Annotated in this window: 7 protein-coding genes and 1 pseudogene; 1 reads left to right on the forward strand and 7 read right to left on the reverse strand. The window is 69.5% G+C overall.

Going from position 1 to position 23,844, the window contains the following annotated elements; genetic code table 11:
• Positions 1–18 precede the first annotated feature (18 nt).
• Genes NMI01S_RS01595 through NMI01S_RS01605 form a run of 3 tightly spaced genes read right to left on the reverse strand, consistent with a single transcriptional unit; the run spans position 19 to position 18,677 of the window.
• Positions 19–17,814, reverse strand: a complete 17,796-nt coding sequence (locus NMI01S_RS01595) for a WXG100-like domain-containing protein (protein WP_062994234.1) — start codon at positions 17,812–17,814, stop codon at positions 19–21.
• A gap of 16 nt (positions 17,815–17,830) precedes the next feature.
• Positions 17,831–18,331: a YbaB/EbfC family nucleoid-associated protein gene (locus NMI01S_RS01600; protein WP_062994235.1), complete on the reverse strand. Its 501-nt coding sequence runs from the start codon at positions 18,329–18,331 to the stop codon at positions 17,831–17,833.
• Between the two features lie 25 nt (positions 18,332–18,356).
• Entirely contained in the window at positions 18,357–18,677 is a 321-nt protein-coding gene (locus NMI01S_RS01605) for a WXG100 family type VII secretion target (protein ID WP_157126003.1), read from the reverse strand.
• A gap of 163 nt (positions 18,678–18,840) precedes the next feature.
• Here NMI01S_RS01605 and dtd point away from each other — a divergent pair, with 163 nt between their 5' ends.
• Positions 18,841–19,284, forward strand: a complete 444-nt coding sequence (gene dtd / locus NMI01S_RS01610; protein WP_062994274.1) for a D-aminoacyl-tRNA deacylase — start codon at positions 18,841–18,843, stop codon at positions 19,282–19,284.
• A gap of 9 nt (positions 19,285–19,293) precedes the next feature.
• Here dtd and NMI01S_RS01615 read toward each other — a convergent pair whose 3' ends face one another.
• From NMI01S_RS01615 to NMI01S_RS35595, 4 genes and pseudogenes are all read right to left on the reverse strand, one after another.
• Positions 19,294–20,082: an ESX secretion-associated protein EspG gene (locus NMI01S_RS01615; protein ID WP_062994237.1), complete on the reverse strand. Its 789-nt coding sequence runs from the start codon at positions 20,080–20,082 to the stop codon at positions 19,294–19,296.
• 10 nt (positions 20,083–20,092) lie between these two features.
• Positions 20,093–23,098, reverse strand: coding sequence for a PPE domain-containing protein (locus NMI01S_RS33670; protein ID WP_063920624.1), 3,006 nt, complete (start codon positions 23,096–23,098; stop codon positions 20,093–20,095).
• A 2-nt stretch (positions 23,099–23,100) separates the two neighbouring features.
• Positions 23,101–23,433, reverse strand: a complete 333-nt coding sequence (locus tag NMI01S_RS01625; protein ID WP_036498223.1) for a hypothetical protein — start codon at positions 23,431–23,433, stop codon at positions 23,101–23,103.
• Positions 23,434–23,454: 21 nt separating this feature from the next.
• Positions 23,455–23,844 (reverse strand): annotated as a pseudogene (locus tag NMI01S_RS35595) (hypothetical protein); the annotation flags it as partial.

Genomic DNA, 23,844 nt, shown 5'->3' on the forward strand with positions numbered 1-23,844 from the left:
TGTGCGGTGCTGCGCTTTTCATCGCACACCCCGGACTTCGGCGAAGATCTGCGTACGGCGAGCGGGATTGTCGAGCACATCGCGAATCCACAAGCCGAGGTCGAGTTCCGGTTTGCGCTGGCGGTAGCGCACCGTACACACCGCCAGTCCCGCCCGGGTCACGGTGAACTCGGTATGCCGGCGCCCGGCGCGCTGCCAGTGCACGATGACCGCCAGATCGTCGGCATCGATCAACTGCCCCGCGACGCGCAGGAACAGCCGATCGTCGGTGCGGAAGAAGACGAACTCCACACCGTCCAGATCGCCGTACACCCCGCTGAACGGGCCCATCGGCTCGGCCGCCTCATGCAGCGATCCGGTGAGCGGATCGACCTCCGCACAACGATGACCGTTGAACTCCTGCACCAGGATGCGGGGTGCGGCGGGCGCCGGCGAAGCGCTCGGGTGTACGGGGTGGCGCACCGAGGCGGAGGCCGGGTGGCCGCCGTTCGGCATCGGTGGAGCGAACGGCGGGAAACCGTTCTGGGGCAGGTTGTTCTGCTCTGCTGTGACCGAATCTCGTTGCGTCGCATCGTGTCCTGACGCGCCCGTATCGCCGAGCGAGAAGGGGCGATCCACGGAGAACTTCCGATCGTGGGCGTTCCCGCTTCCGAATCTTCGGTCGTATCCGGTGCCGTTCCCGTTCCCGGCTCCCGGGTCGTAACCGGTGCCGTACCCGTTCCCGGCTCCCGGGTTGTAAGCAGTGCCGTGACCATTATCGGTGCCGTACCGATCGCCACTGCCATTCCCGGACTCGCCGTGATCCAGGGGAAGCACTGCGGGCGAATTGCCGACGGGCGCATTCGGGTAGAGCGCCGACTGTGGCGGAAAATGTTGCGGCACAGTTGGTTCGATAGTCGGACGCCCCGCGCCCAGCGGCGCACCGAACGGGTTGGGAATGGTTCCGGCGGGCTTCACGCGCGACGGAAACTGTTGCCCACCTCCATCGCCCGGCCCGTCTGCCGCATCCGAAAGCCACGGCGGTACAGGGATGTGCGGGCGGGCCTGCGAATCCGGCACCGGAACTCGTGGGACATCCGTACCCGAGGAGCACTGACCCCTACCGGGCGCGCGGTCATGCCCATCAGGCCGGACATGCGAACCGCCGTCACCACCACGATGGCCGCCACCGTCACCCGCACGGTCGGGGTCATGGGGATGGTGCCTCGGGCCGCAGTCGCCAGGACCTGGACGCTCATTGTCGTCGGGGTCGTGATGGCGCCCGCCGTCATGGCCGGGACCGTGGTGCTGCGGGCCACCGTGGTGGTTGCCGTCAGCGTGACCGTGGCGGTGATGACCGTGACCGTCATGGTCGTGATGACCGTGGCCGTCGGGGTCGTGATGACCGCGACCATCGTGGTCGTGATGGTCATGGCCGTGATCGCCGCCGTGATCGTGTCCGTGGTGGTGATGACCATGGTCGTCGTGCCCGCGCTCGTCGTGATCGTGGTGACCGTGGTCGCGATGGCCGTGATCGTGGCCGCGGTCGTGCCCTCCGTGATCACCATGGTGATCGTGGTCGTGACCGTGATGGCCACCGCCGGGGGCGTGATGGCCTACGCCGGGCTGTCCCGGACCGGGCTTTCGCGGCGGCTGGTGGGGTGACGGCGGCTGATGGGGCGGCGGCTGATGCGGTGGCGGGGTGGGGACCGGTGCGGGCGGGAGGTTGACGTCGATGGGTTTCGGCGCGTAGTCCGGCCACTCGAATTCAGCGTTGTGCGGGACGTGCGGGACCGGCGTGATGTACGGCTTGCGCGGATCGCGAGCGCGCGGGTTCGCCGTGCCCGCGCGATCGGGCCCGCCACCGTCCGGCGGTTGCTGCCCAGCGCGTCGGCCGGTACCCGAGGAACCATCGTCTCCGGACTCGGAATCCGTTCCGCCTTCGTCCGATCCGGCCCCGCGCCGGCCACCGCCGCGCGGTTGCGCGGGGCGCGGTACCTCCGTCCGGTCCCCTTGCGGATCTCCCTTCTGTCCGGATTCCCCGGAATCCGCGTCACCGGCCGACTCTCGTTCCGTATTCGGCTCGCCCCCTTCACCTTCCGAAGAATCGCGGGCGCGCACCGGCGCCACCGGACGCTCTCCACCCTCGTCGGAACCCTTCGGCTCGCTCCGACTGCCTCCCTCCGTCCCCGTCTCGTCTGCGCCGTCCCCGAGGGCGGGTCGCGGTGCGTCCGGGCCATCGAGGGCGGGGCGGGTCCGATCCGGCTCACCGGCCCGATCATCAGGCCCGGTTGTATCGAGGTCGTCCAATCGGCGGGCGAGATCGCCGCGCAGGCGCCGCAGAGTGTCGGGCAGCTGCCTCGGCTCGACCGCGGCTTCGGGTTCGCCGAGGCGTTCGGCCCAGACGAAGCGCTCGCCCGGGTCGGCGGCGTCGGCGAGCTGTTCCACGCGACCGGCACGCAGCAGCAGATCCAGCAGCGGGTCTCGGGCACCGGGGGCGGGCAGGGCGCGCAGCGGTCCCGCAGCGCGCGCCGCCAGTTCCTTCAGTGCCGCGACCGGATCATGTGGCAGTCCCGGGAAGCGTTGCCGCGCATCGGTTTCGTCGAGTATCTCGGCGGCACGGCGTTCACGCGGCGAGAGCCACGACGGGTCCGGCGCGAGTGCGTCGACCGCGTAGGGAATCCGCGACATCCGCAGTGTCTTGTCGCCGTCGTGCTCGGGCGCATCGGACGGCAATTCGTCGGGATGGACGGGCACGCCGTCGCGGATCACGAGATGTCCGCTCAGGCGGCGCCGGTTGGTGTCCCAGTCGTAGCCGTGCCGGGCCGCTTCCAGGTCGGCGTCGTGCCAGGTGGCGTCGTCGTGGTCGGCGAGGTACTTGGCTTCGACGTAGGCGTCGTCGAGCAGCAGCAGATCTTCGTTGTACGGCGTGGTCCGGCCGTCGCCGTCGCCTTCGCCGGTGAGCCGCAGCCAGGCGTCGGCCACGTGCGGGAGCCGGTCGTAGGTCTTCTTGACCATCCGGCCCGTCGGATCGGCATGGTCGCGCACCCACATCTCGTTGCGCATGAGGTGGTCCTTGACCAACTGGATGCGCTCGGTCAGTTCCGCGCGGGTGAGCGGAGTGCCGTCCGGATGCCGCGCCGAATTCAGCGCCTCCAGCCGGGCGCCGCCGGGATCGGCGGGGTCCAGCAGCGGATCGCGCGCCCGGGACAGCAGGTCGACGATCCGGTGCACATCGGCATTGCCGGCATCGTCGGCGAACCGCCCGATCACGCGATCGGCCCAGCGCTGCACCGCATCCCAGCGCGCGACATCACGGTCCTGACGCGGTGTGGACCACTCCACCCGGTCGCGGGGCGGCACGTGATCGGCGGCCGACCACGGCCGATGCGGCGGCTGCAGATCGATCCGCGGCCCGGCACGCCAGCCCTTCCAGCCGCGGAACGAGCGCACGACCGGGATCTTGCGCAGCACCGGATGATCCGGATCGAACGCGCCGTCGGGCAGCCAGGTGGTGTGCCCGCGCACCCACTCCCCGATCTCCGGCCGGCGCTGCAGCGGACCCAGCACCCACGGGTGTTTGCGAGCCATGTCGTAGAGCTGCACCCACCGCTTGCCGATGGTGTAGAGCGCACCGTCGAGCGGCATACCGTGATGGGCCTCTTCGTCCCAGCCCGGCGGTGGTTCCGGTTTCGGACCGGGTCCCTGATGCCACCACAGTTCGGCGCGGCCGGCTTCGCTCAGCGTCAGGATCTGCTCATAGCTCAGTTCCGGCCAGTGATCGGTGAGGAGCCGAAGTACCAGCGGCTCCACCATGTTCTGGAACGGTTCGGCGCCGAGTGTGCCGCTGAACCCATCCGGCATCTTCTCCTCGCGCTGCCGGTACGGGATGTGGGAGTTGTCCGTACCGCCGAAGGCCGCCCACCCCTTGGGCGGCAGCCGCCAGCCGTCGACCTCCTTCTGCCAGTATTTGTCCAGCTTGGTTCCGCGTGGCAGTTCCGGCTGGTAGGCGCGGAAACCGCGGGCCCGGCCCTCTCTCGTGTCGTGCCACTGTCCGTCGGCGCCGCGCCAGCGCACCATCGTGTCGCCGGCGAACGGCAGAGTGTCCTCGCCCAGGCGGCCGTGCGCGGGCAGCCCCGTGCGCTCGATCTCCACCGGCGCCATGGTCTCGACCCGCGCGCGGATCTGGCCGGCGCCGTCGCGATCGCCGCCGGCCAGTTCACCCGTGACCGTCAGCCGATCGATGGTGGTGGCCGGATCCTTCAGCAGCGGAGCCAGATCGGGATGCCGGGCCAGCGCATCCAACAGCGGAGCATCGAATCGATCGTCGGCGGGCCGGCGCGGACCGGCCGGATCGTCGGCACGCACCGGAACGTCCGGATGGTCGAATCCGGCACGTCCGGCGACGACGATGAAGCGGGCCGGGCGGCCGCCGCTGCCGTCCTCGTCGGGTGCACGACCGTGGTCCACCCACACGTTCTCACCGATCCGGCGCACTGCGGGCGGCTCATCCGTGCCTATCGCAGCCCGCCAGTGATCGGCGACGGCATCGGGCCACGCACCGGTGAGAGCGACCCGCTCGTCGTTGAAGCGGTCGATCTCGTGTTCGGCGCGCTCCACCGCTTCCTCGGCGTCGGCGAGCCGGCGCAGGTTCTCCGGTGTGCGCTGCGCGGGGTCGCCGAGAAGCCTCGACAACTCATCCCTGATGCGGCGCAACGGTTTCGCGCGCTGCACCGCGGCGCGATGGTCGTCGGCCACGCGGCCGAGTTCGTCGCGGACCGCCTCGGCCTGCGACGCGTCGTGGCGGGCGCCGCGCTGCTCCAGATCGTGGATCTCGCGGTCGATGGCGTCGAGCCGGTCCTCGAAATGGAACAGCCGGTCCAACGCCTCGGCCAGTTTGTCGGCGTGGTCGGTCTGTTCGCGCTCCTGCTCCGGATTGAGCTGCTCGTGCCGGGCGACGTCGGGACTGTCCGGGCCCGCGCTGTCGCTGACGTAGCGCCCGGTGTCCCCGCGCAACTGACGCAGAGTTTCCGACCAACGGTTGCGGCTCAGATCCACATCGCCGAACGGGTCGAGGCGATGGTCGACCTTGGTGCGCCAGAACTCGAGATCGGCTGCCACATGGGCACGTTCGCGCACCTTGGCGTCGAGTGCGGCCTGCGGGTCGGCGACCGGCGCGGTCTGCGCCGGTCGGGCGCCGTCCGCACGCGGCACGGCGGATTCCGGCCCTTGCGGCTCGGTTCCGGTCCGCCGCGGCTGCTCGAGTTCGGCCGGTCGATGAGCGCCTCCGTCGAGTTCCGGTGGCGGCTGGTGCATATCGTCGAACCGAACGTGTCCGTCGGCATCCACGCGAACCCGCTGGAATACGAATTCGCCGTCGTCGCCGAGCAGTGCGCGGCGGACAGCGGGATCCAGGACATGATCCGGATCGGCGCCGGGCGCCACCATCACGAGCCGGTCGGGTGCGCCGTCGCGGCCCGGAACCAGCCGCGCCACTTCCGGTTTCGGATTCGCCGGGTTCACGGGGCGCCCGTCGGCATCCAGCGGAATGCCGTCGTGGCCGGCCACGACATCGCGTGCGGCGAGTAGTGCGGCGTCGGCCGCCACCCGGTCGCGCGCGGCCACCAATGTCTGATCGTGCACCCGCAACAGCCCCAGCAGGGCCTTGCCGAGCGATTCGGTCTCCTCGGCCCGCGCTTCCTCGGCGCGGCGGTCCTCGAAGAACTTCCGCAGATCGGCCCGTGGGATGTCCGCGCGGTTCCACAGTTCGTCGGCCCGCGCCCGGCGCTGGACGATCAGATCGCGCACCGCACCGGCCAGCTCGCGCGGCCGCATCCGCCAGGCGTCGTCGATGCCCAGATGTTCGGCGAGCTGCACGATCTTGGCGAAGTTCTTGTCCACCTGATCGTTTCGCCGGCCCAGCTCCGCGCCGAGGTCGCGCAACTGTCTGCGTAGCGCGCGGGTGCTCGGCTCGTGCTCGTGCTCGTCGCCACCGGCGATCCAGTCACCGGGTCGGCGCGCCGGATCCGGCCGCGGGGCAACGGGTTCCGTCGACGCCGGATGGTGCTCGCTCACCCAGATCCGGCCGTTGTGGTCCAGTTCGAGCCGGTAGTAGACGGCGTCGAACCCCGCTGCCGCATACCGGACCCGCTCCCGCGCGGGCAACCGGAGCTCCGGATCACGGCCCGCGCCGACCCCGACCCACCGGCCGCGCTCGCCCGGTGCGCCGTCCACCCGCATGTGGTTGGGGGCGTCGAAACGGAAGCGACGATAGGAGACGCCGGAGATTCGCGGGCCACGATCGTCGAAACCGGCCCGCAGCTGCAGCATTTCGCGTTCGGCGGCATGCTGGGAGGCGGCCCGGCGAGCGGATTCGTTCGCCGCCGCCGTGCGATACCGGTCCACCAGTTCGACGGTCGCGCGGCGCTGCCGCTCGGAGATGGTGTCGCGATGGTCGTTCACCGCATCCCGGACCGCGCGTTGCAGTTCCGGCCGTGACAGGCCCTCCGGATCGACGCCGAATTCACGGGCGAGCCGCTCGAGCCGGCCCAGGTCGACGGTGCGGCGATCGTTGAGTTCGATGGACAGTTCGGCACGCCGCTGGGCCGGTGGTGCCAGCCGATCGCGGATCGCATCGGCGACCTGATGGTCGGACGCCAGCGGCACACCCAGGCGCGCGGCGCGTCGATCCACCTCGAGCCGGGGCGCGCCGCGGTCGAGATCGCCCAGCAGATCGCGCAATTCGCCGCGGATCGCGGGCGCGGTGCCGGCGGCATCGGCGGTGCGGGCGATCGTCTCGCGCAGGAGTTCGCGCCGCATCTCCTCCGGCCGCAAGCCGAGATCATGAGCACGCGCGGTCATTCGCGTCCAGGCGCGGGCCCGCGTAGCGCCGGCATCCGCCAGATCTCGCAGCGCCTTACGCAAGGCACGCGTCACCGGACGATGCTCACGCTGCGGACCGTTCTGGTGCCACGCTTCGCGCGCGGGCCGTCCGCCACCGTGCGGCGCCGGCGGGTCCGACCGGCGTTGGAGCGGCAAGTTGTCCGAATCCTGTTGCACCGGCAGGTTTTCGGAGCCGTCGCCCGTATCCGCCGGCGGGCGGCCGTCGTCCGAACCTCCACCCGCCGGAGGCTTACCACCGGCGCCGCCATCGGTCCCACCACCGGCCCCATCGGATGCGGGTTTCGCACCTGGTTCCGCCTCCGCCTGCGGCGCCGCGCCACCGGGCCGGTCGCCGCCCGGCCTCGCGGGCGAGCCACCCGTGCCGTCGCCATCGGAATCGGCACCCGGCTCCTCGCCCTCGTCTCCGCGTTCGGTGGCGGGCCGCTCATCGACAGTCGGCAATTGCTGCTCATCAGGTTTCGCGACAGATTCGTCACCAGCCGCCGGCTGCTCACCGAACTTCGTGTCGGAACCCTCGACTCCGGGCGTCGGCTGTTCACTGCGCTTCGCCACAGCACCTTCATCGGACGCGTTTCGGGCGCCACGGTTCGCGGCAGAACCCTCCTCATCGGCGGTCCGCTGCGCGGCACGACTCACGACGGAGCCTTCTGCATCCGGCGCGTCGGTGTCACCGGGTTCGGTGGCAGGGCGGCGACCGTCGGCGGACGCTCGCTCGCCGGACCCCTGTGCACGCTGGGGATTCGCGGCCCGCAGTTGCCGTTCCTCGATCCGGGCGGCCTGGTAGTCCCGGGCGGCGCGCATCATCTCGCGGCGCAGGCGGTACAGCTCGTTCAGCCGCTGCTGGGCCCGATCGCGGGCGGCGGCCCACTGGTCCGGACGCAGATCGTTCCGGGCGATGGTGGCCTGGTGTTCGGCCGACTCCTCCTCGATCCGGCGGAGGATCGCTGCCTCCAGATCGCGCGCGCTGCCGTGATCGGAGAGGCCGAGTTCCCCTGCGATCCGGCGCAACTCGTTGTGAGCCGCATCCTGCCGGGCGAGCGCGGCGTCGATCGGATCCGCGCCCGACTCGGGCTGTTTCCCGGCGGGTTCAGGGTCCGCGGCCTCGGGCTTCCGGTCGGGCGCAGTCCCTTCCGGCTTCGCCTGTGCGTCGTCACCCGTCTTCGGCGCGGGCTCACCGGCATCGGCCGGCTGCTTCGGTACGGCGGCGTCCCCGAGCCCCGGATCCTCGGGGTCCGGCTTTCGCACCGCGGCGTCTCCACCTTCCGGCAACGGGCCGTCCGGTTTTGTTGTCCGCGTACCCGATTCCGGTTCGGGCGCAGCAGGTTTCGGCCCGCTGTCCGATGGCGGAGGAGGCGGTTCGGTGGGCCCGCGGTGGTCTCCGACGATCTTCCAGAGCCAGTCGGCGTGCTGGGCGGTCTGCCGCGCTTCCCATTCCGCTTGATCGGCGCGCATCCGAGCGGCCCAGGACCGGGCGCCTTCGGGGCCGTCCGGATCGCGCGCGACCATTTCGTCGGCGAGTTCTCGCATGCGCACGGCATGCCGTGCCGCCATGCGCGCGTCCCAGCTCGCGTTCTCCGCGCGGATCCGCATGCCCCACTCGGTGGGCGTTTCGATACGCGCGGGTGCGGTCGCACCGGAATCGGCACCGTCGGGGTCCCCGCCCTCGGGCTCCGGCGGCTGCGCACCCTCGCCCGGCGAACTGGGCGGCTTCGACGGAGGTCCTTGCGGCGGAGCGGCGGCCGCGCCGTCGTCCCCGTCGTCACCTTCGGACAGCTCCACATCGCGTTCCACGGCGGCGCGCAGTTCCGCGTCCAGATCCGCGACCCGCACATCGTTGTCGTGGAATCTGCGTGTCGCCTCGAACAGCGCTTCGTACCTGCGCGTGAACTCCTCGAACCGCCGTCGATAGTCGGCGAGATTCTCACCCCGGACGGTGCGCGACCCGAGTTCGCCGAACAGATCGTGCAGGGCCGAACCGTCTTTCAGGTCGTCGGACAGCAATTCCTCCGGCGTGACGCGGAGTTCGTAGGCATGGTCCTCGATGTAGTCGCGGGCCCGTTCACGCTCCGTCCACGCCGCCGCCCATTCCCGGCTGATCCGATCGATGGTCGCCTGCCGGTTCTCCGGCAGGTCGGCGACCGCCCGGTGGTAGCGGTCGTTCAGTTCCGCCAGCGCCCGCAGGTCGGCGGCCCGCTGCCGCACCTCGTCGCGCAGTTCGCGCTGCACCTGCTCCCGCTGTGCCGGGGTGAGCCGCTCGTGCTTCTCGATCTTGCCGTCGCGGTAGGCCTCGTAGGCCCGCACGTATTGTTCCGGCGTGGCGTCGGTGAGGTCGTGGCCGAGCAGCCGGGCCCAATCGCGATTCGGCCGCGATCCGGACGCGACGGGCTGATCCGGGTCGGGCGTGCCGAACAGCCGCTGCCCGTCGCCGATGATCTCCCGCAGGTGGGTCAGCGCCTCCGGATCGTGCATCGGCACTTCACCGTCGAATACCCGCGGATCGGTCGCGGGGTCGAAACGCAATCCGTTCGTGAACGGATCCGCGTCCGCGAGGGTCCGGATGAAGTCGGTGAGCGCCGCGGCGGTGCCGGGGTCGCGGAGCCGCCCGCGGATCAGCGAGGTCAGTTCGCCGGGGTCGATTCCCTGCGGATTCCGCTGATAGTCGAGTTCCTTCGAGTACTTCCTCGGGAAAACGTCCTCCGGTTCGCCGCCCAGAGCACGCACGAGGTGGTCGCGGGCCTCGACCAGGTGAGCCGGATCCTCGCCGCGCCCCTTCACATAGCTCGCCAGTTTGTCGTAGTACCTGACCAGCTGCTCGACCTGCTGTTTGCGCAGTGCGTTGCGGGTACCGCGGTCGGCGATCGACTCGGCGACCCGCTCCGGTGTCGCGTGTTGCGCGTCATTGATACCGCTGGTCTGAGCGAGCCGGTCGCGCGCGTTGGCCAGATCGTGGAAGGACTCGATGGCGTCGCTGCTGCGCGCGTGGTCCAGCAGCGCCTCGATCTGGAGGGCGCGCAGATCGTTGGCGCGCAGTTCGTGTTCGATGAGTTCTGGGCTGATCTGTTCGGGGTCCAGGCCGAGCTCGCGAGCGAGATCGTCTCGCACGGAACGGATTTCGTCCGGCGTGCGGGCGTGCGGCGCGGCCGGGGCCGCCTCGGCGGGCGGCTGGGTGACGTGCCAGTCGCCGTCGGCGTCGCGGACCAGCAGTCCGTCCAGATGCCTGCCCTCGACGTCCACCGAGATCGCCCGTCCCTCGATATCGCCGAGGTGACGGACGTGCGCCTGATTGTTCGCGTCGACGACGACGGTCCACTTCTCCGCCCGCACCTCGCCGTTGGCGAGGCGCGCGGCGAGCCCGGGGCGGCGATCGAGCGCGCCGGCGAGCGTCTGCTCGTGGTCGCCGTGCACGTCGAGGATCACCAACCGGCCCGGCTCGCCCGGTCGCCGTGGCGGCAACTCCCGGACATCGTTGGCGGGGAAGCGTTCCCGGAATTGCGCCACCTGGTCGGCGAAATCGCGGATCTCCCCGGCACGTTCGTGCACTCCGTCCCACAGCTCGTTCACTGCGCGGTCGAGTTGATCCGGTTCGAGCCGGGACAGTTCGGCGGCGAGCAGGTCGGCCCAGGTCGCGCGTTCGTCGCGAATCTGGTCGCGCCGCAGCGCATTCTCGAAATACGTCCGTAGGCCCTGGTCGCGGCCCGACTCGTCGTCGGGATCGTATTCGATGCGCTCGTCCGGGTTCTCGACGTTGAGCACGTCGAAGTCGCGGCCCGATTCGGCGCCGTTGTTCACGCCGCGCCAGTTCAGCAGGCCGGGATCGTCGCCCTGAGCGATGATCACTTCCTTGAGGAACCGCCCGAGCGGATTGTGGTCGGTGATCGACTGCGGCCGGTACGGGATATCGGCGTGTTCGGCGTTGTAGCGATGTGCCGCGTCGCGCAGGGCTTCGATGACGGCGGCCCGGCGCACATTCTGGTATTCGGCGGTATCGAGTGCGCGGCGCAGCGTTTCCGGACTGATATCGGACAGCTCGATGCCCAGACGATTCGCGGCGGCACGCAAGTCGTCGGCCGGATTGCCGTGCGGCGCTTCGGGTTCGCCGAGTTGCGGCGTGGCACGGCCGGGTAGGTCGTGCGGCTGTGATTCGTCGACCAGATGGCCGAGGCCGATATCGCGCAGATACTTGTGCATCGCCGCGACCTCGGCCGGGTCCGCGTCCTCGTTCCAGTACGCGTACTCCCGCCCGTCGCGGGCGTGCATCGGAATGTGTTCGCCCGCTTGCAGATCCATCCGAGCGGTGAGGTGGTTCAGCAGCGGCACGTGCTCCCGGTTGATCCAGAGCGTGAACGATTCCTTCAGCAACCGCGCGTAGTTGATGCTGATGTCGTGGTCGCCGAGGGTCTCGAGCGCGTGGATGTCGAGCAGATGCCCGAAATCCTCGGTCATCTCGGTCTGATATTTGCCGTCCTGACCACTGCCCGACGGATATTTCGGATAGTGCCCCTCGTACCCGCCGGTGAACCGCTGCCACAGCGAACGCAGCCGGCCAGGCTTCGCCGGCTCGACCTCACCGCCGCCCGCCTGCTCACCTTCCCGGACCGGCTCCACGGACTCGACCCGCCACCGCCCGCCGCCGTCGGCGACCAGCCGCAGCCGCACGTGCTCACCGTCGACGGCCACGACGAGCTCGGCGCGCCGCGGTGGCTCACCGGGGGCCGCACCCGGCGTGGGGGTCTCACCGGGCGGACGACCCGCACCACCGGCACCGTCGGGCAACTCCGGACTGTCCACGTGCGGTGCGCCGTCGGACCCTTCGGGATGCCGGAAAAGTACTGTGACGCCGGTGTTCTCACCCAACCGTCCTTCGAGCCCGGAGTCGCCCGGCAGATCCGGATCCCCGAAGGTGACCTCGGTGTAGCCCAGCTCCTCGGCGAGGGTGCCGGTGAAGGTTCGGCGTGCGGCCTCCTCCGGCGTGAGCCCCTCCTGCACTCCCGCATTGAAACTGTCCAGATTGTCGGTCAACGCCCCGCCGTCGAACCATTCGGCCTGGATCGCGTCGACGCGGTCGCCGAGTTCGTTCATCAGATCCCGGAACATCTCGCGTCCGGACGGGGTATCGGGGCCGACATGCACCTCGACGTGCAGCACGCCGCTCTCGCTCACCCATCCCTTGATGCCGTAAGCGGTGTCGCCGCCGTAGTGATTGGTATAGCCGGCCCCGCCCCCGTCGCGCGGCTCGGGCGGACCGGCCGACGGGCGAGGCCGCTGCCCGGCGGGCGCATCCTCGCGGGGCGGATGCGCCGAATCCCATGCTTCGCCGTAACCGTGCGCGTAACTCGCCCCGCCGTCGGGCGCGTGATCACCGATGGCCGGGCGGATCGCGTCGACGCCGGCCCGGTTCGCGATCCGGTCCAGTTCGGCGGCCCGCGCCGCCGCATCACCCGGCAGATCGTCCCGCGTGGCCGCCCGCTCGCGAGCCGCGGTGAACGCGTCGCGGTAGATCCGCTCGAGCGGGCTGGTCGCGATATCGTGGCCCGCCTCGCGCAGTTGCGCGAGCGCGTTGTATTCCATTGCGTGCGCGTCGGTTTCCTCGTCCAGCATGTGCGAGACGTAGTCGTCGCGTGACATCCGATCGCGGTCGAGCACACCGTCGCCGGTGCTGCGCTCGTGCGCCCGCTCGGCGTGGATGGCGGCATGAACCAGGGCGGCCATCTGCTCGCCGTCGGTGCCACCGATGTCGAGCGTGAGCCGGTTGCGGGCGGGCTCGTACCGATGACCGCCGCCGGAGTCGTGTTCGATGGTCACGCCCCGCGCGTGCAGGGTGTCGACCGCCCAGGCGCCCACCGGCACCTCCGCCAGCTTCCGCCGTAGCTCGCCGACGATCGCCTCGGACGCCTGGGCCGCGAGGTCCTGCGGCTCGACGGGTTCGGCGGGTTCGTCCCGGGCGGGTCCCGGCTGATCGACCCGCTCGTAACGGATCTCGCCGTTGTGACGGGTGTCGACGTTCAGGTGTTCGGGCTCGACACGGGGGCGGGCCAGTCGCTCCACGATCTCGGGCGGCGCCGCCCTCATGACCCGCTCGTGATCGCCGGGCGCCGCGGCGACCATGATCCGTTCCGGCTCACCGGGAATCACCGCGAAGTGATCACCGAACAATTCGGCACCCGGGGCATCGGCGATCATGTCGCCGAGCAGCCGCCGCGCGACGTCGGCCGCGGCACTCGCCCGCAGCCGGTCGACCTCGGCCAGGGCGTTGTGATGGCGATCGACGAGATCCGACATCCGACGCAGATCGTGGGCCAGCCGCCGCAACTCGGCGCGCCGCTCGGGTGCCGGTCCGTCGTGCCCGAGTTCACGGCCGATATTGCGCAACTGATCGGAGATCAAGTGCTGCACCATATCCCGGCGCATCGTCGGGTCGTAGGGAATGCGATCGGCCACCCGGTCGGCGACGTGAGCCAGCTCCTGCGCATGCTCGTTCAACCGCACGGTGGCGATATGCCGTTCGAGCGCGGCCGAGCGGATGCGGTCGCGGACCACCGGGTCGTCCGGCACGTAGCGGACGCTCTGATCGGTCGGAACGCGGGCGCCGTCGTGCGCGCGATCCCAGATATCGCGATAGTGATCGGCGTAGGTCCGGCCGCTGTCGTTGGGCGGGACATGTTCGAGATAATTGCGAAGATGGTCGACCGCCACCTCGTGCGCGATCTCGTGCGCTCCCGGGCCCTCTAGTCCGCGCAGCGCGCGCTCGTAGGCATGGCGATAGGCGACCTCGGCGGGATGTTCGGCGATGTCGTAGCCGAGTTCGCGCAACTGCGCCGCCAACTGGAATCGGCGACCGGAGGCCATCGCCTCCTCGTGCACCATCTCGCGCACATAGTCGTCGCGCGAGAGTTCGAGGGGACGGTCGGCGGGGGATTCGCCGTTGAGATAACGCTCGGCGTGCACGCTCTCGTGCGCGAGGGTCAGTGCCTGAGCGATCTGGCCGCGTCCCTCGGCGTACAGAACCGCCGTGATGTCGCGGCGCCGGAAAGACCCGGATCTGCCGTCGCTGTGCGAGCCCTGATCGATGTGCTCGCGATAGCGGCGATCGGTGAGTTCGCCGAGAATCCGTCTGCCGGTGGGTGTTCGAAGCAGCAGTTCGTGGACGCGGCCGACATTGTCGTCGAGCGCCTGCCGAATCCGTACGGCGGACGGATCCCGCTGTCGCGCAAGGGCTTCGCGGTGTTCCGGGGTGAGCGGATGGATGGGACGCCCACGGTGGTCGAACAGGATCATGTGGGTGTCGTGCAGATCCGCGGGCACGCTCGCCGGGTGGTCGGTCACCACCCCCGTGCTCGGATCGCGCACCACGATCCGCCCGCCGCCCTCATGGACCATGACATAGGCGTGCGCACCGACGACTCGGCGGCCCGGACCGGCGTGATAGCCGTCGACCACCAGTGCCGACGCACCCTTGCGCATCCGCGAGAGGCGCCGCGCGATCGCGTCGTGATCGCCGACCTTCACCATCCGCCCACCGGCGTCCGCCTGCACCTCCGCGGCGGTCATACCTTCCGGCCCGACCGCCCGCTCGGGTAGCCGGATCGTCTTGCTACCGGTGAGATCGCGAATCAGCTTCAGCGCCAATTCGGCACAGCGACCGCGGGTCGACTCCGGACGAGGGGTGGCCGGTTTCGCCGCATCCGGCGCACCGGTGTGATCGGGCTGCTCGCTCCGCCCGGACCGCACCGGCTGATGATCGCCGACCTGCGCCGGCATCGGCGGAGCACCCGGCACCAGCCGGTCTTCGGGCCGGTCACCGTTCGCGTCGTCGCGGTCGTGCCGGACGCCGTCTTCGCCGGCCTCGTCGCGGACCGGTCTGCGCACCGTACCGTCGTGGTTCGTATCGGCCGCCGGGCGCCGTCGCGGTTCGCTCGCTGCGGACGATTTCTCCTGCGTGCCATCCTGTTCCGCGCGCGAGTTGTCCGGGTGGGACCGGTCTCGCGCCGGATCGCGGGCGTCGTCACGCGGTGTACCCGCGGCGTCGTCGGCCGTATCGTGTCGCACCCCCGGCTCGTCCGCGCGGTTCGGCATGCCCGAATCCGCATCGCGCGGTGCGGCGGTATCGGCATCGCGCGGTGCGGCGGTATCGGCATCGCGCGGTGCGGCGGTATCGGCATTGCGGGGGACCGACGAGTCGGCCTCGCGGGGAACGGCGGTATCCGCATCCCGAGGGACCGACGAGTCGGCGTCGCGGGCGGTAACGAACTCGTCTGCGCTTCGTCCGGCCTGGTCGGACTCGCGAGACGGCACACGCTCGTCGTGCGGGAGTGCACCGTTCGAATCACGCGGGCCGACATGGTCGGCATCCCTCGGACCGGCATGCTCGGATACTCGAGGCTCGGCGCTGTCGGTATCGCGCGGGGCGGACGTGTCGGTGTCACGCTGCTCGGGCTCCCGCTGCGACGCCTCGTCCCGATCGCGCGGTGTCGCCGTGTCGGCCTCGCGCCGCTCGGGGTCCCGTGGTGCGGGCTCGGTCGAATCGCGCGGATCTCGGCCGTCTGTACGCCCGAGATCGGCGGACTGCTCTCGGCTCTCGTCGCGGGCTGCTGCCCGGTCCGGCCTCGGTGCGGCGGGGTGATCGGATTTGCTTGGCGTGCGGGGGTTTTCGGAGCGGTCGCCCGGACCGCGCGCCGACTCGGCTCCGCGTCCCTGGTCCGTGCGCGGTCCGGCAGCGGCACGGTCTCGCGGCTGGGCGGTTTCTGCGCGGTCTCGCGGCTGGGCGGTGTCCGCGCGGTCTCGCGGCTGGGCGGTATCCGCGCGGTCTCGCGGCTGGGCGGTGTCCGCGCGGTCCGGTTTGGCGGTGACGCGCTCGCCCTCGCTCGCGCCGGCTCGGCTCGCGGCGCGCGGGCCCTCGGAGTCGCCGACCTTGGCTTGCACGCGCGGATCGGCGGGGCGGGCCGTGGACGCGTCGGCGGCACCGGCTCTGCCCTGCGGCCGGGCGTCGGTGGCGGCGCCTCGGCCGAGATCGGAGGCGGCGCGTCCGTCGGTGGTGGTTCTGGTGTCGGGACCGCGCACCTCGCCGGTCCGGGGAGTCTCGGCACCGCCGGACGCGGGTCCGCGGGCGTCGGTCGGCGAGGCTCCGGAAGCGGAAGTTGATCCCGCCGATGCGCCGGTTGTCGGGCTGGAACCTGTCGAGGCTCCCGAGCTCGACGCGCTCGGACCCGACGACGCGCTCGTCCCGGTACTCGGGCCGGAAGCCGCCGCCGGGCCCGACGCGGCGGCAGGGCTTGCCGACTCGGCCGGGCCCGACGCAGCCGGACCCGACGCGGCGGCGGAACTCGCCGACTCGGCCGGGCCGGACGACGCGGCAGGGCCGGCGGCCCCTTCGCTCGTGGCTGGAGCGGCAGCCGAAGCATGGGACGCCGATTCGGATCCGGATGTCGTCGCAGTCTCGTGCGGACGGCCGCTCTGACCTCCCGGGGTATCGGTGGTCGTGGAATCGTGTGCGCCGCCGAGAGTTTCGTCGTGAACGACGCGAGTTGAGGACGAGTCGGATACCGGGCCACCGGATGTCGCGGACTCGGACGGCGAACTCGCGCCCTCCGTCCCGGAGCGCTCCGACGCAGGAGTCGGCGGTGCGACCTCGTCGGTGTCCGCACGTCCCGGTGGCGCAGTCTGTTCCGGCGAACCACCGGCCTCCGCGGCCGGGCGTTCGTGGGTGCCCGCCGTCGTTGTCGGCGCACCCGCGTGACTGTCGTGACCGTCGGTCACCGGCCCGCCGCGTCCGGGTCCGGAAGATCCCCGCTCGCCGCCCGCTACGGTGGCCGAATCATCGTGCGGCACAGTGCCGTTACCATTCGCGAGGTCGACGTGCGCGTTCGGCACGGTGCCGTCGTGGGTGAAGCCGTGCAGGTCCCCGATATTGCCCAGATCTACGCGCGGCGCGTTCAGCTTCCAGAACGGCGAGTTCTCGAAATGACTGTGTGCGAAATTGTGATTCAGCGCCGACGCCCCGCCCGTGATCGCACCGGCGCTGAACATACGCCAATCGACGTGGGTGTTCTTCAGGTTCTTCAGCGCGGTGTCCAGATCACCGTGTGCCAGATCGGAGGCGAACTGCCAGCCGACCGAGCCGCCGAAGGCCGCCACCGAGTTGACCAGGCCCGATCCGGCGCCGATTCCCGCGCGGGTCAGATTGACGCCCCACTTCGAAGTGACATCGCCGACCTCGTTACGGAAGGCGTTGCCGAACTTCTTGCCCATCGCCTCGCCGAAGGCGCCACCGGCCGCGCCACCGACACCCGCGGCGAAGGTGGTGACCTCGAGCTGCTGCCAGTCGATGCTCTTGCGGTGCCCCTCCCACACCTGCCACTGCTGCACCGCGAAATCCTGGAGCGCCCCGAGGGCCGCGTTCAGCAGTACATGCCGGAACATGAAGCGCACCAACGCGTTCTCGGCCAGCCGGCCCGCCCAGCCGGCCATCGCGTCGAGCACCCGGCGCATCATCATCCGCACCGCGACGCGGGTCGCGACGATGATGCCTGCTTCCTCCGCGGGAGCGGTCGGCGGGAAGATCCACACCGCGGCGATATCGGCGGCGGTGATCACCAGCGTCGAATAGAACATCAGCTTGGTGTATTCGATCTGCGTACCGCCGCCGTAGACCGAGTCCCCGACCTGATCGAAGTATCCCGCCAGCGCCTCCAGCGAATCCTTGCCGTGGCGCATGCTGTCGAACGTGTCGATCATCTGCTGCTGGCCGTCGCCGGACGGATAGGCAGCCAACGTCGCGGACTTGGCGTCGTCCATCAGGCTCAGGATTTCGCGCAGCTCGCCGGCGGCGGTGTGCCAGTCGCCCGCCAGCGCCCACATATCGTCTTCGTTGCCGTGCGGCCATTCCATTCCGATGGCCGCACCCAGCCACTCGAGCCAGCTGGGAAACTCGATCATGCGCTGTTACCCCGGGTCACCAACTGGAGTCGGTGACCCGGTGTTCCGGTTCGACCGGATAGGTCTCCGCATCCGCGAACCGGAGTTCGTCCTCGCCGTAGGCGGCCGTACGTTCCGGCGAATCCGGCGGCGCCAGTGAGGGTTCCGGCGCCGTCGGCAACCGCATATCCGGCATGCCCTCGATCAGATCCGTGAGTTTGGGCAACCGGGCCCGGCGTTCCTGCAGCGGCGCCATCAATTCGCGTTGCCGCTGTGCCAGGTTCTTCGACGCCTGCTGGGCCGCCTCGGTCACCGCCCGGGCGATCTCGGAGTAGCTCAGATCCTCGATCCCGGCGCCGAATTTGGTCTCGATGACGGTGCCGTCGGCATTCACGCTGACCGTGACCCGGTTCTTGCGCACCGACGCGGTGCCGGTCAATTCCGCACGGTCACGCTGAATTTCGGCGATCACGCGCAGTTGCTGTTTGGCCTCGCCGATGATTCCGGCCAGCTCGGCCTTCATATGCTCGTTCGTCATGGGCACTCGATCCGCGGCTGGTCGATCACTTGAAGCCGTAGGTGTTGCCGTGCTCCATGGTCTCCAGATAGGTGGCGCTGTCGTTCTGGCCGTCGGAGAACTTCTGGAAGGCGGTGGAGAAGTTGCGCGCGCCGGTGACCATATTGTCGTGCGCGGCGAGGTAGCCGTCGCCACTGCCGGTGCCCGCGAACTGCTTGCCCAGACTGTCGTCCCCCCAGCAGTTTCCGTACGCGGTGGTCTTGCCCTGCAATGTCGTCAGCACCTGTTCGATGTGGTCGCGCACATCCTGCGTCTTCCCGGCGGCCGTGCGGAGTTTCGCCACCTCGACCTCGATCTCGTCCGCCATCGTCCGTCCCTCCATCGCACTGCCGGCCGGCGCCCGTCGACGCTGGACTTCGACGATGGCAGTCGCGGGAAAATCGTCAGTGGCGCCGACGTGAACACCCGGTGGCCGGTCCCGGAAGCCACCGCGAAACCGCCTCGGCGGCCGGTATCCGATGATGGAGGGCATGCGAATCCTCGTACAGCGCGTCAGTTCGGCCCGGGTCACGGTCGACGACGAGGTGGTGGGACAGATCGACCCGCCCGCGATGGGAGTGCCGCACGGCCTGCTCGCCCTCGTGGGTGTCACCGGCACCGACACCGCCGCACTCGCGAAAAGTCTGGCGGACAAGCTGTTTCGTCTGCGCATTCTGGAGGGTGAGCGCTCGGCCGCCGACCTCGGCGCGCCGATTCTGGTGGTCAGCCAGTTCACCCTCTACGCCGACACCGCGAAGGGCCGCCGGCCGTCCTGGTCGGCCGCGGCGCCCGGATCCGTCGCCGAACCGCTGGTCGACGAATTCGCCGCCGCACTGCGCGACCTCGGCGCCACCGTCGCGACCGGCCGCTTCGGCGCGCACATGCAGGTCTCCCTGGTGAACGACGGGCCGGTCACGCTGCTGCTCGAGGCGTGAGCGGCGCGCTCACTCGTCCACCTCCTGATAGTCGTTCATCCGCTGCACGATGTGTTCGGCCTCGGTATCGATCCAGTCGATCAACCCTGCCGACCCCATCCCGACGGCTACCGGCGCCGGTTCCTCCAGGGGAATCACGTAGCGACCGTCGCCGGGCAGATCCCGCCACAGCCGGGCGACCGAGATACGCCCGCGCGGACCGAATTTCGATCTGCCCTGCGTCAGTCGGACGGTGCCGGTGTGAGCCGCGGGGAGGTCGAAGAAGGCCGCGCTGGTGAGGCCGCGGTCGTCGTCATCGTCGTCGGCGACCACGGAACCGCCGCCCGAGGGCCGGCCCGCGCTCTCGCCGATCTCGATCTCGATCGGTCCGCGCCGGCCCGGTTCGGCCGCCGGCAGCAGACCGACGACCGTCTCACCGAGCGCCCGCGGATCACAGGCGGTAATGGTGAAACCTTCGGCATGTTTCAGGGTTTCGCCGGGCAACTGGACGACCACGAACCCGCGGGAACCAAGCCGCCCGGCGTAGAAGCGCACCCGCTTGGTTGGATTGTCGAAATCCGAATCCTCCCATGCCTCCCCGCCGACCAGCACCTCCGGCAGCACCATGGTGTCCACGATCGCTTCGAAGGCGCTGTCGCCGCGGTTCTCCAATTCCGCTCGGGTGCGGCGCCATTCGCGTTCGTAGTCGTCCAGATACGGAATGCGGCTGGTGATGCTGAACATCGACGGGACCAGACCGAAGAATCGGGTGTCGCACAACACCTTGAATTCCAGGTCCGTCAGAGTCCACCTGTTCACATGTCCTCGTTCATGGTTCGATCACCGGCTTGACCCGGAACGGGGTGTCGCCCATCGCGTCGTCCAGCCAGTCCGTGGAGGTCAGATACTTCGGCCGCCGATGCTGGCCCTGCGGTCCGGAATTGCCCGCACTCGAGGCCGGGGTCCCCGCCATACCGGGCTGACCCGGTTGTCCGGGCTGACCGGCCTGCTGGTCGTACGAATCGTGCTGCCCCGCACCGTAGGAGGAGACGTCCGCCGGCAGCGATGCGCGCGGGAACTTGTCCGGTTGCCGCGCTTGGTCGAGTTGCCGGGGCGACGTCGCATCGTCGGGCCCGGTACCGTCGCCGACTCCACCGCCTGCTCCCCCCGCATCGGCGCCCCCGCCACCGGCGCTGTCACCACCGCCACCGGGATCCAGCTGTGCCGCGATATCCGACAGCCCCTCCATACCCGGCGTGTGGCTGAGGTCCCGCAGCCGTTCCGCCAGCGAGGGCAGCGGATCGGTGGCGCCCGTGCCCGACAACAGTTGATCCAGACCGGGAATGCCCGAGAGCAGATGGCTCAGATCCGGATTGCCGGAGAGTAGTTGATCCAACCCTGTCGAGCCCGACACCAACTGGTCCAGATCGGGGATACCGGCCAGGAGATGACTCAGCTCCGGATTGCTCGCCAGCAACTGATCGAATCCGGGTATGCCGGACAGCAGTTGCCCCAGGCCGGTCAGGCTGTCGTGGGCGGTCTGCCCGAGCTGGTTCAGCGCCTGTTCGCCGCCCGAGAGCAACGATTCGAGCGGGTTGGAACCCCCGGCGGTCCCGCCGAGCAGCGATTCGAGCGGATTCGTCGTACCTGTCCCACCGAGCAGCGATTCCAGCGGATTCGAACTTCCCGTCGTCGCCGAATCACCGAAGGACGGCACCGTCTGACCGAGGCTGTCGCCGGTGGTACCGGTGCCGGCTTCCGTATCCTGTTCTCCCGCAAGCCCGGACAGGAGATCATCGAGCGACGGCAGTTGCTGTTGGCCGTTCTTGGCCGCGCCGGCCCCGGATTGCTGAGTCTTGCCGAGATTCGACGGAATCGTCGACGAACCCGTCCCCGAGGTGGATCCGGTACCGGTCGACGATCCGGTGCCACTGCCGCTCGGACCCGAGTACGGCGTGCTGCTGGGACCGGAACTGCCGCCGGAGGATCCGCCGGTGTCACCGAGACCGGCGGAATTGAGCAGGTCGCTCAGATTCGGGAGTTGCTGGTTGGACTCGCCACTACCCGGCATGCTGTCGTAGTCGCTCGGGATCTGCGAACTCTTGCTCGTCCTGCCGGAACCCGAACTCGCCCCGGATCCGCCGCCGTAACCGCCGCCCGTGCCACCTCCGTAACCCGAGCCGGTGTAGTCGGAACCGCTGCCGTAGTCCTCGCCGCTCCCGTAATCCTCGCCGCTCCCATAGCCCTCGCCGCTCCCATAGCCTTGGCCACTTCCATAGCCTTGGCCGCCGCCGTAGCCCTCGCCGCTGCCGTAGCCGGAGCCACTGCCGTACCCGGACCCACTGTCGTAGCCCGAACCACTGTCGTAGCCGCCCCCGTAGCCGGAACCGCTGCCCGAACCCGAACTGTGCGACCCCTCTTCGTATCCGGCCTCGTAGCCCTGCTCGTAGGCCGCTTGCAGCTGCTGCGATGTGGCGCCGCTGCCGGACCCACTGCCGTAGCCGGAACCGCTCCCGTACCCGGACCCACTGCCGTACCCGGAACCGCTCCCGTACCCGGAACCGCTCCCGTAACCCGAACCACTCCCGTACCCGGAACCGCTGTCGTAACCCGCCCCGCTCCCGTACCCGGAACCACTGCCGTACCCGGACCCACTGCCGTAGCCGGATCCACTGCCATAACCCGATCCGCTTCCATAGCCGGATCCACTGCCATAACCCGATCCGCTTCCATAGCCGGAACCACTGCCATAACCCGAACCACTCCCGGACCCGCTACCCGATCCTGAACCGCTACCCGATCCCGAACCGCTGCCCGAACCGGATCCACTGCCCGACGTGCTGCCACCGCCCGTCTGCCCCGGAATGGCGATCGTCGGAATCGTCGAGATCGTCGATTTCATCGGATCCGCGTAGTACTTCTTGTAATTGGCGCGGTATTCGTCGGTGTGGTGATGTTTGCAGCCCGTCTTCTCCGGTTGTCCGGGAGTGGGCATCGACTTACGGGTCGCCTCGAGCCAGTCGCTGGTGTACCGCAAACTCGCACCGGTCACCTTGATGGCGTCGATCAGGTCCTGCGTACTGTCCTTGTAATTGCGCACGGCGGTCACCGCCGCGGCCGACGCGGTGCCGGTCCAGCTGGCCTGCAACTTCGCGATCTGGTCCGCGTAGGTGGCCATATTGCTCGATATCAGTTTCGACATCGAATCCCAGAACCCGGACAGATCCATCGGTGGCTGCGCGTGAATCGTCTGGCCCAGCTGGATCATCTGGTCCCAGTCCAGGCTGTCCGGATTCTCGATGTTGATGGTGACCGAATCGGTCTTACCGCCGTAGCCCTGAATCGCCTCGGGGAAACTGGGCATCGACCAGCTGTCGTCGACGAAATCCTGATTGAGGTCGGCGACCAGACTTCCCCCGTTCGAGGAGAGTTTGGGCGGCGTCACATTGCTGGTGACGTCCTTGGGTTTGGCGATCGTGTCGAAATTGAACGTCGAGCTGTTCTCGTGCGCGGCGAACGTCTTACCGGCGGCGACGAAGGTGTCGAACTGGTCGCGAACCACATTCGCATGGGTCATCAGCGAGTTGTACAGTGCCGCACCGTGATTGCTGTAGACACCCGCGAGATCGCGGCTGGACTGCAGAATGCTGAAGGCGCCGACCTCGTGCGCGCGAGTGTCGTGGACCGATTGCGCCAATGCCTCCAGATTGGCGATCAGCTGCGCCGCGGCATCGGTGGCGGCCTTGATGTCCTTCGTATCGAATTGCAGCACACCGGAATTCGCCGCACCCAAAATCTGGGTCCACTCGGTGGTATCCGCGTTCGGCAACGTCACGATCAGCCTCCGAGACCTTCGGTGGAACCTTGTTCGGCGGCTCTGAACTGGTCGGCGGCCGAACGCTCCCCCTCGGCGAATTGGAACAGGGCATCGGCCATGCCGTAGCCGCCGTCGACCATATTGGCCCGCGTCGCCTTGTATCCCTTGTCGCCGTCGGCGAACTTCTTGCCGGACTTGTCGTTTCCCCACGGCTGATTGGTGGAGTCGTTCTCGATTCCGGTGAGAGTGTTGTGCAGGGTATCGATCACGCCTCGCACTTTGTGTGAGACGTCCTCGGGCAGGTCGGCGGCTCTGGTCAGCGCGTCGACATCCACCTCGATCTTCTCCGCCATTGTCAGTCCCTACCTGAGTGCCTACATCTGGAACGGCTTGTCGACATTCGGATCGCCCCCACCCGGATCGTCCGCGCCCGGATCGTCCGAGGCCGCCGCGCGCGGCGAGGGCGGAGGCTCGGCCGCGTCCAGCCACGCTTCCTCGCCCGGCGCGTCCGGGGCGTCGTAGTGCGCCGGCATCGGACCGATGTCCGGCACCTTCTTCGGTCGCGACTTCGCGCGATAATCCTTGCCCGGCCCCAACGGCCTCCCTGGATCCTTCGGCTCATCCGGGTCAGCGGGCGGGGGCGGAGCCGGCGCCGGACGCGACGGGGTCATGTAATTCGGATCCGAGGGGTCGCGGAAACTGCCACCACCACCGACCGGCGGCGGTGGTGCGGGACGCGACGGAGTCATATAGTTCGGATCCGA

Origin of the sequence: Nocardia mikamii NBRC 108933 (assembly GCF_001613505.1) — a bacterium.
In the GTDB taxonomy this organism is placed as follows: domain Bacteria; phylum Actinomycetota; class Actinomycetes; order Mycobacteriales; family Mycobacteriaceae; genus Nocardia; species Nocardia mikamii.